Origin of the sequence: Gordonibacter pamelaeae (genome assembly GCF_003340385.1) — a bacterium.
GTDB lineage: Bacteria > Actinomycetota > Coriobacteriia > Coriobacteriales > Eggerthellaceae > Gordonibacter > Gordonibacter pamelaeae.
Genome location: NZ_PPTS01000004.1, coordinates 46,596 through 59,437 on the forward strand (window position 1 = coordinate 46,596; position 12,842 = coordinate 59,437).

At 65.4% G+C, this 12,842-nt stretch carries 9 protein-coding genes; 1 reads left to right on the forward strand and 8 read right to left on the reverse strand.

The features are described 5' to 3' along the window. Positions 1-75 precede the first annotated feature (75 nt). Both C1877_RS07360 and C1877_RS07365 read right to left on the reverse strand, forming a co-directional pair. Positions 76-1,497, reverse strand: coding sequence for a helix-turn-helix transcriptional regulator (locus C1877_RS07360; RefSeq protein WP_015540493.1), 1,422 nt, complete (start codon positions 1,495-1,497; stop codon positions 76-78). Positions 1,498-1,513: 16 nt separating this feature from the next. Next, positions 1,514-3,049, reverse strand: a complete 1,536-nt coding sequence (locus C1877_RS07365) for a response regulator transcription factor (protein WP_181813815.1) — start codon at positions 3,047-3,049, stop codon at positions 1,514-1,516. A 424-nt stretch (positions 3,050-3,473) separates the two neighbouring features. Here C1877_RS07365 and C1877_RS07370 point away from each other — a divergent pair, with 424 nt between their 5' ends. Continuing rightward, positions 3,474-3,725 carry a helix-turn-helix domain-containing protein gene (locus tag C1877_RS07370; RefSeq protein WP_015540492.1) on the forward strand — a complete coding sequence of 84 codons (252 nt, stop codon included), beginning with the start codon at positions 3,474-3,476 and terminating at the stop codon, positions 3,723-3,725. A gap of 381 nt (positions 3,726-4,106) precedes the next feature. On the opposite strand, the gene C1877_RS07375 is transcribed toward C1877_RS07370, so the two are convergent. The 6 genes from C1877_RS07375 to C1877_RS07400 all read right to left on the reverse strand — a co-directional run bounded on the left by C1877_RS07375 (position 4,107) and on the right by C1877_RS07400 (position 12,698). Continuing rightward, on the reverse strand, positions 4,107-4,460 hold the full coding sequence (locus tag C1877_RS07375; protein WP_114568833.1) for a 4Fe-4S binding protein: 354 nt from the start codon (positions 4,458-4,460) through the stop codon (positions 4,107-4,109). A 2-nt stretch (positions 4,461-4,462) separates the two neighbouring features. Next, positions 4,463-7,033: a molybdopterin-dependent oxidoreductase gene (locus tag C1877_RS07380; RefSeq protein WP_114568834.1), complete on the reverse strand. Its 2,571-nt coding sequence runs from the start codon at positions 7,031-7,033 to the stop codon at positions 4,463-4,465. A gap of 20 nt (positions 7,034-7,053) precedes the next feature. Next, complete coding sequence (locus C1877_RS07385) at positions 7,054-8,358, reverse strand: MFS transporter (RefSeq protein ID WP_114568835.1); 1,305 nt, start codon at positions 8,356-8,358, stop codon at positions 7,054-7,056. 32 nt (positions 8,359-8,390) lie between these two features. After that, entirely contained in the window at positions 8,391-9,704 is a 1,314-nt protein-coding gene (locus tag C1877_RS07390; protein ID WP_114568836.1) for an MFS transporter, read from the reverse strand. A 115-nt stretch (positions 9,705-9,819) separates the two neighbouring features. Continuing rightward, a complete protein-coding gene (locus C1877_RS07395; protein ID WP_114568837.1) occupies positions 9,820-10,161 on the reverse strand; it encodes a 4Fe-4S dicluster domain-containing protein in 342 nt (113 codons plus the stop codon). Then, positions 10,161-12,698: a molybdopterin-dependent oxidoreductase gene (locus tag C1877_RS07400; protein ID WP_015540489.1), complete on the reverse strand. Its 2,538-nt coding sequence runs from the start codon at positions 12,696-12,698 to the stop codon at positions 10,161-10,163. The genes C1877_RS07395 and C1877_RS07400 overlap by 1 nt, the downstream gene beginning before the upstream one ends. Positions 12,699-12,842 lie beyond the last annotated feature (144 nt).

The window sequence follows — 12,842 nt, forward strand, 5'->3', positions numbered from 1 at the left end:
AAGCGGATGGGTAGAGAGGGCGCGCCTTAAGCCCCCGGTAAGCCCTGCGTAGGGACCGGGATGGAAAAGGCCCCCCTACTCCTCGCCGTAGAGCTTCGTGCCCTCAATGAGATCGAGCAGCTCTTGGCGCGAATGAACGCCCGTCTTGCGGTAGATGTTGCGTATGTGCGTCTGCGCCGTGCTCAGGGATATGGACAGAGCCTGCTCGATGTACTTGGCGTTTCTTCCTTGGGCCACGAGCATCAGCACTTCGAACTGCCGTTCTGAAAGATTGCACTGCTCGCCCACCACCCGGCAGCGCTTCTTCCAAAGACCCTTCGCCTCGTGCCCGCCCAAGCTTCCCTCCATGCCCTCCTCGGGAAAACGCGCTTTATGGCAGAACGCCGCGATGAAGCCGTAGACGACGGCTATGACGGCGGTCATCTGCGCAGCCAGCACCATGTCGGAAGCGGCCGCCGCGGCGACGACGTACCCGGTCGCGAAACCGGCGGCCATGCCGAGATAGTCGAGCGCCCGCGCCTTCCCATGAGCCCGGGGCGCCGAGAGATGCGAGAGGCGCACATGCTCGGCCACTGCGGCGATGCCGAACGAGAGGTACACCGTGCACAGCGCGGAGAGCACGCAGAGCGAGGGCACGCGCAGCGCCTCCCCGAAAAGGTACGCGGACAGAAAGGCCCCTATCGTCAAGGGCGGGGTCAAAGGGGACAGGCTCCGCTCGTTCACCAGGCCCTTGCGGGCGAAGCTCACCGCCAGCACGAGGGCAGCCATCGCCGCAGAGGCCAGACATGCCGCGCGCTCGAAATCGCTTGACGTCGCGCTCGCCACGAACCCGAACTCGAAATTGCTGATGGAAAGCATGAGCGCCGATGTCTTGAGAATTTTCGACCGTTTGTCCGACTCGCGGTTGCCTACCGCCTCGGGGAGAACGCCCTCGGGCTTCGCCTTCGCCAACACGAGCACGCAGACGACCGAGACCGCCAGCACGAGCACGACGGCGACGCGTGCCGCCTCGGCCAGCAAGCTGCCTTCCACCAGGCAGATGACGAGCCCCGCGGCAACCGCAGCGGAAACGAACAGGGGGGTGGACTTGTGCGGGCGCACGCAGACGAAGCAGAACCAGAGGGATGCGAGCGCGGCCGTTCCCATGGCAGTCGCCGCATAGGCGAGGAGCGCGAGCATTTCCGTCAGCGCCGGCACAAGCAGCGCAGCGCCTGCGAAGGCAACCCCCGCCAGCGCGGCGACCGCAAGCGCCCGGCACCTGTGCAAGACGATGGCATGTGCGGCGAGGCCCACGACCAGGCTGGCTGCGGCAAGGGCGAGCGCGCATACCGCCCGTATCGCGAACGGGCTCGCACCGCCCGGCGACACCTCCGGCGCGATCGCGAAGAGGGCCACGATTGACGCAACGAGCGAGGCGAACCCCGCGAAGCCTATGAGCATGTCGAGCCCGAGCCTCGTCGACCCCACCGCCAGCATCCCCTTTGCCTCATGCATCATGCCCCCCGATACCGTATTAAGACAGCCCGACCGGGGCATCTTCATCTACGACGGCCTTCTCCACGAGATCCATCAGATCCTGCCGGGAATGGGCCCCTGTCTTCCGGTAGATGTTGTAGATATGGGCCTTGGCCGTATGCGGGGAGATGAAGAGCTGCTTCTGCACATACTCGGCGTTGCGGCCCTTGGCCAGCATATGGAGCACTTCGGTCTGACGTTTCGACAGGCCGCACTGCTTTGCCACCGCGTCGCACTTGAGATGGAAGAACCTCACGCCGGATTCGGCATCCTCGCAGCTAGCCTCCAACATCATCTCGCCGCGCGGACCGATGACGATGCGCCGCGCGGGCTCCTGCGACTCGCCGGGGTAATAGCTCTGCTTGCTTATGGCCTCCGAAACCAAGATGAAGAACATGACCACGACCACCACCATGACCGGCAGCGTGACCGAGCCGAGCACCTCGGTCGAAAACGCCAGCCAGCCCGCTGAAAGCCCCAGCAGCAGCCCCGCCGACGAGAACAGCCGCGCCCAGCCGAACGTCCTCATGGAGGAAAGGCCGCACCGCACGATGTGCTCGCAGGTCGCGAACAGGGCGCTGGAATACGGCAGCAGCGAGAACAGGAACGCCAAGACGCACGGCCCTGCCCACAAGGTCTCCGGCAGGAAGAACAACGGCAGGATGCAGGCCGCGAGCACCGGGAGGAACATCCTCCTGATAAAGGACTCCTTGAGGAAGAACGACCTGCGCGAATCGACCAGCAGCAGCGCAAGCACTGCCAGCGATCCCCCCTGGATGGCGGCCGACACCCCGAAGGTGTGCACTTCGGGCGTAAGCAGCCAGTACAGGGCAAAACCCTGGGCCACCGATCCCATCACGGTGAGCAGGGAGGGCTTCCAGGTTATCTGCAGCCTCTCGTCGGACTCCGCAGCATCGACCGCAGGGAGGTCGTCCATCAACGAGAAGCGCACCTGAAGGAAGAGGTACGTCGACACGGAGGCAAGGGCGTAGAGCATGATGGCATAGGGCACGAAGCGCCCATCGACGAAAACGGTCCCTGCATACCAGAGGAAGGACAGCGCCAGCATCGAGGCGACGGCCGCCCTTATCTGCACCTTCATGAGCACGCAGACGAATTCCACCCACAGCGTTGCAAGGACGGCCACGCCGGCACCCGACAGCGCGGCCGCCGCAAGGCCGAGCGCCGGGAAGGCCCCGGAGAAAACGCCGATGAGAGGAGCAGCCCCGCATACGAGCGATATGACGGCCAGGGCGACGCGATGGGTCTGAAGCCGGTTCGACAACAGCCAAAGGACGGCGTAGGCGAAAAGGAGGGCGGCCACGAAAACCGGGTGCAGCAAACTGCTGCCGAAGGACGTTCCTCCCGGACCCGCCACGAAGTCGCTCGTGGTGAGGACCGAGAAGAACCAGGCGAAGCAAAACGACGCCCCCACTACGCCGGCCACGAGATAGGGATTGACGAACAGCCACTCGTTTCTCTTCTCCCGGCGCTTGGCCTTGGAAGAAGCCCCTTTCAACCCTTCCCGATCCATGAAAACAGTCACCCCCGTTGACGGTTTCATACACCTGCTTGACGATGCGCCCGACCATCGCCGTACCCCGAATGATAGTACGCCGGAAGAAGGCCGACTCCCCCCGACCGCAGCAGTTCCCCAGTTTCAGGCATGAAGGATTACGCGCCTCCGGGCGCGTAATGCCTTGCTCCTTACGTTTTCAAGGCCCCTTCTCCCGAAGCAGCCGCACCACACCGTAACGCGACCCCTTCTGCGCGATCAAGTCAACGATCCCGAAAGCCTCGCCCAACGAACGGGCTCTCCGCGGTGCTCGGGCGTCCCTTCGGGGCTGCATCCAAATATCTGCGCTGACCAGTCATCATAATCGGGAATTGTCGATCTTTTTGCCGACTGTTCGGATATATCCGTCCTTCTGCAGCGCAGCTTAGATAGCCTTCACCGTATGGATTATTTCGACAAAAGAAGGCAGCTGGGCCAGCACATCGTGGAGATGCGCAAGGCCCAGCGCATCTCGCAGAAGCAGCTCGCCCTCATGTCGGACATCAACAAGGGGTACCTCTCGGAAATAGAGAACGGCATCAGCAACATCAGCGTCAACAAGCTCTTCCGGATAGCCGATGCCCTCGGTGTGCCGCCCATGGACCTGTTCGCCGGCATCGAGGGCGAGGAAGAGGGAGACTGCGCCACCACCTAGCGCCGCAGGGATTTGCCGCCTGGCACGATGCCCGGCATTCGGCCGCACACGGCAGCCGTGGCCGCGCAAAAAAAAGAACCGGCCGAAGCCGGTTCCTCCGTGCGTCCTGTACGGCAAGGCCGTCCTCCCAGTGCTCAGCGACCCGAGGGCGGCTCCGGGAACGGTGGCGGCAGAGTCGCGCCGCATGCGGGGCACGTAGGCCGCCCGGGATCGGGCTCCTCCCTGCCGCACGACGGGCAGAGCCTATGCCCCAACCGGTCCTTCATCTCGTCGGCGCGCCCGCACCGGTTGCACAGGGTGCAGCAGTAGCACACGGATTCCTCGCCCCCTTTCCCGCGGAGGCGACGCGCAGCATCCGGCGCCGCCTCCGTCCGTACCGTCCTAGGCGCAGGGCGCCCAGAGCACCTGCTTGGGCTTGCCCGCCAACTCTGCGGCCAGCTCCTCGATCGCACCGAACCTCATGCAGAATGCCTGGCAGTGATGCACGCACGTCGGCTCCTTGCCCGCCGCAACGCGGCCCGCGCACAGGTCGCACAGGTCGGTGGGCACGGGGATCTTGTTCCAGTTGAAGCAGTTGCCGCCCTCGCCCGAATCGTCCTTCTGCCACGGACCGTCATCCAGCACGCGGATGCCCCACTTGCCCACGGGGAAGCCATGCTCCTCCTTGCAGGCCACCACGCACGTCTCGCACCCGGTGCAGTACTCGTAGTCGATCAAAAGCCCGTATTCAGCCATCTCTACACCAACTCTCCGAATTTCTCGACGACCAGGTTCATGTCCGTGTCGTAGCTCTCCTGCAAGGGCGTCACGCTGCAGCAGTTGCACTTGTAGGGCCCGCCGTAGCCCAAGCGCGAGTTATAGTGGTTCGACACGAGGTCGTTCACGTTCGACTGCCACACGCCGTAGAGGCCCCGCTCATCGGCATGATCGGCCTTCACGAAGCCGTCCTTAATCTCCTTGCCGTTGATGACGGCCTGCACCTCGTGGTCCTCCACGATCTCGCCCACGGGAAGGATCGTGTCGCGCGCATCGTCGTCGGCCTGGCGCTCGGGGAACCACCAGCCGTGGTCGGTCTGCACCACGCCCTTCTTCACGATGGGAGACACGACGGCCTTGAACTTCGCGCGGCCGTAGTCGTTCCTGATCTCGACCCATTGGCCGTCCGCCACGCCCAGCTGTGCCGCATCCTCGGGGTTGATCTCGATGATCGGGTCGGGGTGCAGCTCGCGGAGCACGGGGATCTGCCGGTGCTCAGCGTGGAACGACGCGTAGTTGCGCGCTCCTGTGGTCAGGATGAACGGGTACTTCGCCGCGAGCTCGGGGTCCTTGTGAGGACTGAACGCCGGCTCCTGGTAGTACGGCAGAGGGTCCTCGCCGTAATGCGCGTACGCCGTCGACCACAGCTCCACGCGGCCGGTGGGCGTGAGGAAGCCGGGCTTGCGGTCAGGACGCAGCTTGCCCGTCTCGTACTTGCGGTAGTTCACGCCGCGCTGGAACACCACCTGGTCGCGCAGGTCCTCGAAGGGCATCTTGGCGGGACGCGCGCGGCGCTGCGTGAGGAAGTCGGCCTCGTCCTTGAACAGGCGCCCGCCGTCCTCGTCCTTCAGGCAGTCCATCTCCAGGTACTCGCCCAGCTCGATGAGTATCTGGATGTCGGACTTCACCTCGCCCACGTCCACGGCCTTGTTCACCGAGCCCAGCGTCACCGGCGATCCCGCGTAGTGCGTCATGACCACGTCGTCCTTCTCGGCGCACGAGGCCAAGGGCAGCACGAGGTCGGCGAACGCCTCGATGGCGGGCGTGATGAAGCAATCGGTTGCCATGCACCACTCCAGGTTCTTGCAGCCCTCGTACCAACCGGTCGGCTGGGCGCAGCACGTGGGGGTGAGCAGCGCCGTGGACTGTATCCAGCCCATGCGGATGCGGTACGGCTCGCCCTTCGTCACCGCGTCGAACATCATGTCGGCCTGCGCGTTACGAATGTTGTCCACGTAGAGCGGATACTCGTCGTAGCCGATGGTCTTGCCCTTGAGGTCGTCGGACAGCGAATCCCAGCCGATGCGGCGCTGCGGGCGCGCGGCGTCCTCGGCCGAGGTGTCGTCGGCCTTGTCGATGTCGAGCGTGGAGCCCTCCACCGCCGCGGCCTCGGCAGCCGCCTGCGCCTCCGCGTCGTCCTCCACACCGGGCGCCGGGTCGATCTCGGCGATGATCTGGCCGCCGGGCACGTCGATGTTGCCGCAGATGGCCATCAGCGCCAGCACGCAGTGGGCCGCCTGGTTGCCGTTCTGGTTCTGGTCGAACGCAAGGCCCCAGGCGATGGACGCGGGCTTCGCGGCGGCGTACAGGCGGGCCGCCCGGTAGATATCCTCCACCGGCACCTCGCAGATCTCCGCGGCCCTCTCGGGCGTCATGCCCTTGTCAGGGTCGTTGATGCGCGCGGAGAACTCCTCGAAGCCGTACGTCCACTTCTCCACGAAGTCGTGATCGTAGAGGTCCTCGTTGATGATGATGGACAGCCACGCCATGGCGAGTGCGGTGTCGGTGCCGGGGCGCACCCGCAGATGCACCTCTGCGCGCGTGGCCAGCCAGTTCACACGCGGGTCGACGCTGATGAGCTTCGCACCGCGCTTCATGAGATCGATGACCGCATGGCCCCACAGCCCGTCGCCGTTCGACGCGAGCGCCATCTTGCCCCACATGACGATGACCTCCGGCACCCGGTACACGGGGTTGTCGTAGGTTCCCTCCAGGCCGCCGGCGTAGTCCATCTCGGGATAGTAAGCGCCCAGCACGTGCGAGCAGGACATGGAGCGCGGCTGGTAGCAGGCATAGCCCGACTGGGTGTAGCAGGCGTTCGGCGTGCCGAGCACGGCCTGCGCCATGTCGGCCACCAGGATGCCGCCCGAGCGCCCCGTGCCCGAGAACACGGCCATGCTCTCGGGGCCGTAGGTGTCGCGGAAGTAGTCGCGCTTCTCCTTGATCAGGGCATAGGCCTCATCCCATGTGATGCGCTCCCACTTGTCGTGTTGGCCGCGGTCCTTCGGATCGCGCTTCATCGGATAGATCACGCGGCTCGGGTTGTACACGTAGTCCTTGAGCGCCAGGCACCGGGCGCACAAGCGGCCCTTCGTGATGGGGTTGTTCTCGTCGCCCTCCACATGGTCGAGGCGCCCCTCCGCATCGACGTAGAGCTTCAGGCCGCATCCTACCGGATGGCAGCCCGGCGGCGACCACATGGACGTGCGCACGACAGTGAAGTCCCCGTCCTCGTACTTCCAGGGCTTGCCCAGGTCGTTCTTGAATTCCATACCGTTACCTCTCTCTTATGCTAGTTGCTTGCCTGCGTGTCGAGCGCATCTCCGGCCTCCGCCCACGCAAGCTTCCCACGGCGCGCATAGGCAAGGCGGACCGTCGCGAAGCCCAGGGCCGTGATGCCGATCCCCAGCGCGAACGCCGGCACGAAGCTGCCCGTGGCGTCGAAGATGGCGGCCACCGTCACCGGGCCCAGGCACCCGATGACGCCGGTGCCGATACGGGCGTAGGTGAAGATGGCCGGGAAGTCGCGCTCCCCGAACAGCTGGCGCACGAGCAGCGGGGTCGACACCGACACGAGCGAGTTCTGCGCCCCGAACAGGAAGGCCGACGCATACAGCAGCACCAGGTTGTCGCCCGCGAACATGAAGCCCGCAAACCCCAACGCCACCATGGCAAGCTGTATGTTCACCGTGAACTGCACGCCCACCCGGTCGTTGAGCCAGCCCACCAGCAGCTTCTCCACCACGTTGCCCACCATGACAGCCGTGAGCAGCGACGATCCGACCAAGGCGGAGAACCCGATGGACTGCGCATAGCCCGGCAGGTGGGAGTTGAAGCCCGCAAAGTACGCGATCAGCCCCGAGAACAGGAACATGCACACGAACGGCACCGTCTTCAGGGCCTTGGCCAGCGGCACGCCGGGAAGCCCCGGGTGCCCGCCCGCGCGTTGCCGCCCGGCCCGGCCGTCCCGCTCGTCCTGCCCGGTCCAGCCGTACGGCTTCATCCCCACGTCCTCGGGACGCAGCTTGAACACGAACAGCGTCCACGGCAGCACGAGGAGCGCCATGACGACGGCCGCCACGAAGTAGGCCTCGCGCCATCCGAGCCCTTGGATCAGCAGGGTGAACACCGGCCCGAGGACGGCGCCGCCAATGCCGGAGAACGACATGGCCACGCCCAGCGCCAGGCCCTTGTGCGACTGGAACCAATTGCCGATGAGAATGGGCGTGGGCACGACGAAGATGAAGCTGCCCGCCAGGCCGAACACGATGCCCGATATCCACCACTGCCAGGGCTCGGAATAGAGCCCCATGGCCGCCACCGCGGCAACGACCAACGCGAACGACACGCTCAGCACGCGGTTCACGTTGTACTTCGTGATCCACTTCCCCACTACGGGCATGGCGAACACCGTGGCGATGAAGTAGAACGTCAGGTACATCGAGAGCTCCGAGCGCGAGAAACCCAGGTCCTCGCACACCGGCACGAAGAACACCCCCGCGGCGTCCAGCACCGCGCCCAAGCCGCCCGCCTGCATGAAGCAGCACCCTATCAGTATCAGCCATGCGTAGTGAAACCGTGGTCTCGCCGCCGTCATGAGCTACCACCTCTCCTTTGCCGGGAAAACCGCTACGAGCGGCTCTTCTCGGGCTCGCCCTCCTCGGTCCACTTGCCGCGGAACTTCTTAGCCGTGGTCGCAGCTACCACGATCACCGCCGCGATGACGATCTCGAAGCCGATGCCGCAGCCGTAGGCGGCCTGGAACCCGCCTGCCAAGGAGGCCACGAGCGCCACGAACGTCGCGCCCAAGCCGCCCAGCACGGCGATGCCCATGTTCAGGTAGGAATAGATCTTCGCGTAGTCGCGGTCGCCGTAGCAGTGGCGCGTGAGCAGCGGGAGCCCTACCGACATCATGGCGTCGCCCGTGCCGATGCAGAAGCCGGCGATGAGCATGGGCACCTGGTTGTCGCCCATCATGAACACCATGAGCGCGAAGCCCGCCATGCTCACCACGGCGAAGGCCACCATGGAGTTCATGATGCCGATCTTGTCGGAGAGCGTGCCCAAGGTGATCTTTCCGAGGATGTTGCCCACCGCAGCTGCCGATATCATGGACGCGCCCAGAAGCGCGAGCTCGGTGCCGCCGACGGACTGCACGGCCGTGGGCATCATGGACTTGTAGCCGCCGCCAAGCGAGATGAGGCAGGCAGCCACGAAGATGCAGTAGAACGCGACGGTGCCGAGGGCGAACTTGCCGGAGACGCCGCTCTTCTTCGCCGGCTCCTGGCCTGCTGCCGTCTCCTTCTCGATGCCGTACTGCGCGAGCCCCACGTCCTCGGGCCGCGTGCGGAAGAAGAGCACGGCAGGCACCAGGATCAGCACGGCGGAGATGCCCGCCTCCACGAAGAACGCGGACTGGTAGCCCATCGACTTGATGAGCCCGGCGAACAGCGGCGACCATACGAACGTGCCCACGCCGGTGAAGGCCGAGGCTATGCCGAGGAACTTGCCGGCCTGCTTCGGAGCGAACCAGTTGTTGATCAGCACCGACGGCCCCACGAGGAAGATGATCGGGCCGGCAAGGCCGAGCAGCACGCCCGAGATGTAGATCTGCCACACCTCGCCCCACACGCCCAGCAGCGCCACGGCCGCCACGACGCACACGCCGCCGGCGCCGAACAGCACCCGCGCGTCCACCCTGTCGAACAGGCGGCCGGCGAACGGCAGCCACACGAGCATGACGTAGGAGTATACGGTCATGAGCAGCGTCACCTGAGTCACATCGGGCTTGCCCTCGGGCGTGACCAGGCCGAACTGCAGCGCCATCGGCACGAAGAAGTTGCCCATGACGTTGAGCACCAAACCCATGCCGCCGGCCATCATCATGCACACGCCAATGAAGACGAGCCAAGCGCGATGGAACCCCTTCTTTTCTTCTACCATTTCAGTTACCTTTCCCTTGCAGATTACGAGTAGAACACCGAAGACCCCCGCGCATCACCCCCTTCCCGTACCCGCCGTGCCCGCGCACCCGGCACGGGCACGGCCTTCGAGGGGCTCAGCGCGTGAGCAGCGCGCAGCGCGACGTACCGTCGATCTTGCGCGCCAGCTCCTCCACCTCGCCGTAGTACATACACCACGCCTGGCAGTGCTGCACGCACATGGGCAGCTTGCCCGCGTCCGTGCGCTCGGCGCACATATCGCACGCCTTCGTGAGCACGGGGAGCCATGTCCACTCCCAGCGGTCCTTGTTGCCCTCGGCGCCCGAATACTCGAACGGCCCCGTCTCGGTGAGCTTGATGCCGAACTCCCCCGCCGGCAGGCCAAGGTGCTTCTTGCAAGCCACCTCGCAGGAGTGGCAGCCCGTGCAGAACTCGTAGTTGACCAGAATGCCCTTCACTAGAATCTCCCTCCCTCGCGCGTCGTGTTGTCGGTCGTCCACGCGAACGGCTGCCCCGCCACGTAGTCGCTGCGGAACCCGCCCAGCTTCGTGACCACCTCGCCAGGCGTTGGCTCGTCCACGTCGTCGGTGCACTTGTATATCTTGCAGACGATGCTCTTGAGCGGGTTGCCGATACCGCCGTGGCCCGTCTCGTAGGAGGCGGTGAGGTTGTTGATGTTGCACTCGAACGCTCCGTACAGGTGCGGGAACGCCGGCTCCTGCTCGGGGAACCACCAGCCGTGCTCGGCATGGATGTAGCGCGGGTTGAGCGTCGGGTCGATGGTCACCTTCTGGCGGCAGCGCCCCTCGGTGTTCTCGATCCATATCCACTCGCCCTCGGCCAGGCCGTACTCCTCGGCCGTCTGCGGCGACACCTTTACGAGCGGCATCGGATGGAACTCGCGCATGGTTGCCTGCTGGCGGTTCTCCGAATGGAAGAACTCGTAGGAGCGCGAGCCGTTGATGCAGATGAACGGGTACTCTTTCTTGAACTCGGGGTCGGTGAGCCACCGCTTGGCCGAAAGCGACTCCACGTGCTCGGCCAAGGGAGGGATGCCCCAGGCGCCGAACGTGGCGTACGGCACGAGCTCGATGCGCCCGGTGGGCGTCGCGAAGCCGGGCAGGCCGTCGGCGCGCAGCAGGCCCTTCTCGTACTTGCGGTACGTGGCGCAGAAGTCGTCGTACTCGTAGCCGCCCTTGCGCACGAGCGCGTCGAACGAGCATTCGCCGTCGGCATGGTGCTTCTTCCAGAAGTCGGTGTGCACGTCCTCCACTTCCACCATGCCCGCCTTCGAGCGGCCGGCGCTCTTGTAGCTCTTGCCGGTCTCGGGATCGTAGAGGTTGAAGCCCACATCCAGGTAGTCCTGCAGCAGCGCCTCGAGCGTGGGCCAGCGCTTCTGGAACAGCTCCGGGTTGAGCTTGTTGCCCAGGGCCACGATGAGCTCCTCGTCGGACTTCGCCTCGTACCATTCGCTCACGGCCTTCATGGCGCGCAGCGGCGTCCACCACACGCGCATCGAGTCGCGCTCGGCCGTGGTCTTGAGCGGCAGGAAGATGTCGGCGTAGGCCACCGCCGTGGGCGTCAGGTACGGGTCGGCCACCACGCAGAACTCCACGTTCTGCAGCATCTTGTGCACGCGCGGCGCCGCCGTGGCCGAGCAGGCGATGCCGTTGGAGCCCTGCGACCAGAACATCTTGATGGGGTACGGCTCGCCCGTCTCGAACGCACGGTTCACGGCGTCGCAGTCGGCCATGCCGATGAACTGCACGCATCCGGGATGCACAAGGTCCACCGTGAGCTTCTTCGCGAACGTGTCGGGATCGCAGTAGAGCTGGGCCGTGGCGTAGCCGGGATTGATCTCGAAGCCGTTGCGCACGAGGATGTTCGTGCCCGGTTTGTCGATGTTGCCGCACACGCTCATGAGGTTCGACACCGTCTGGCACAGCTGGATGGAATCGACCTGCGTGTCGAAGGCGAGGCCCCACTGGATGGCGCCGCGCTCGGCGCCCGCGTAGAAGCGCGCGGCTGCGGCTATGTCCTCCGCCGGCACCTGGCAGATCTCGGCGGCCCAGTCGGGCGTGAACTGCGCCACATGCTCTTTGAGCTCGTCGTAGTAGGCGCACCAGCAGTCAACGAACTCGTGGTCGATCAGGTCCTCGGCCGTGATCACGTTGAGCCACGCGAGCGCGAGCGCCAGGTCGGTGGCCGGGCACAGCGGCAGCCAGTACGCCGCGCGGGCTCCCCACCAGGTGAGCTGCGGGTCGATGGAGATGAACTCCGTGCCCATCTGCATGCACACGTTCAGCCAATGGCCCAGGTAACCGTCCGCGTTCGAGCGCAGCGGCTCGCAGCCCCACACCACCACGACGTCGGGACGCTCCCATTCGGGGTTCGCGTAACGGTCGGCATGGCCCTCGGAGGCGTCCACAATGGGGAAATCGCCGATGCCGGCGGCCGTGCCGCACGTGCGCGGCAGGTAGCACGAGTACCCCGAGAAGCCGATGGCGCCGATGTTCGGCGTGCCGAGGCACGCCCCGCCCAGAAACGGCACCCAGGACGAGATGTTGCGCCCCGTGCCATGGTTCACGAAGATCGACTCGCGGCCGAAGCCCGCCTCGTCGAGGTTCTCGTGTATCCAGTCGGCAATCTCGTCGAGCGCCTCCTCCCAGGTGATGCGCTCCCACTTGTTCTCGCCGCGCTCGCCCGCGCGCCGCAGCGGGTACTTGGGGCGGTCGGCGTAGTTCACGCCCTCGGCCAGGTTCAGGCAGCGCATGCACAGACGCCCGTTGGCGCACGGGTCGAGCGGGTCGCCCTCCACGCGCTCCAGCTTGCCGTCCTTCGTGTACATGAGCACGCCGCACGAATCGTGGCAGCCGGGCGCCGAGTACGTGTAGGTACGCGTGACGGTGTAGCCGTCCTCCTCCCACTGCCACTCGCCCTCGTGGTAGGCTTCGCGGTCGATGCCCTTGAGGAACTCCCCGTAGTCGAACAGCATAGGCCCTCTCTCCTCTCTCGTCTCGGGCTTGGCGCGACGTGCGCCGCGCTTCGGCCCTCGATGCGAACGATAGGAAAAAGCGCCGTGCGTTTCATGAGGTGGGAGACGCTAAACCGCAGAGTAAGGTCTGGAGGATTAGGGCCG

Bases quoted from the DNA above. Each gene is read 5' to 3' on its own strand.
- C1877_RS07385 (WP_114568835.1), bottom strand. From the start codon at position 8,358: ATGACGGCGGCGAGACCACGGTTTCACTACGCATGGCTGATACTGATA.
- C1877_RS07360 (WP_015540493.1), bottom strand. From the start codon at position 1,497: ATGATGCATGAGGCAAAGGGGATGCTGGCGGTGGGGTCGACGAGGCTC.
- C1877_RS07390 (WP_114568836.1), bottom strand. From the start codon at position 9,704: ATGGTAGAAGAAAAGAAGGGGTTCCATCGCGCTTGGCTCGTCTTCATT.
- C1877_RS07380 (WP_114568834.1), bottom strand. From the start codon at position 7,033: ATGGAATTCAAGAACGACCTGGGCAAGCCCTGGAAGTACGAGGACGGG.
- C1877_RS07370 (WP_015540492.1), top strand. From the start codon at position 3,474: ATGGATTATTTCGACAAAAGAAGGCAGCTGGGCCAGCACATCGTGGAG.
- C1877_RS07375 (WP_114568833.1), bottom strand. From the start codon at position 4,460: ATGGCTGAATACGGGCTTTTGATCGACTACGAGTACTGCACCGGGTGC.
- C1877_RS07400 (WP_015540489.1), bottom strand. From the start codon at position 12,698: ATGCTGTTCGACTACGGGGAGTTCCTCAAGGGCATCGACCGCGAAGCC.
- C1877_RS07365 (WP_181813815.1), bottom strand. From the start codon at position 3,049: ATGGATCGGGAAGGGTTGAAAGGGGCTTCTTCCAAGGCCAAGCGCCGG.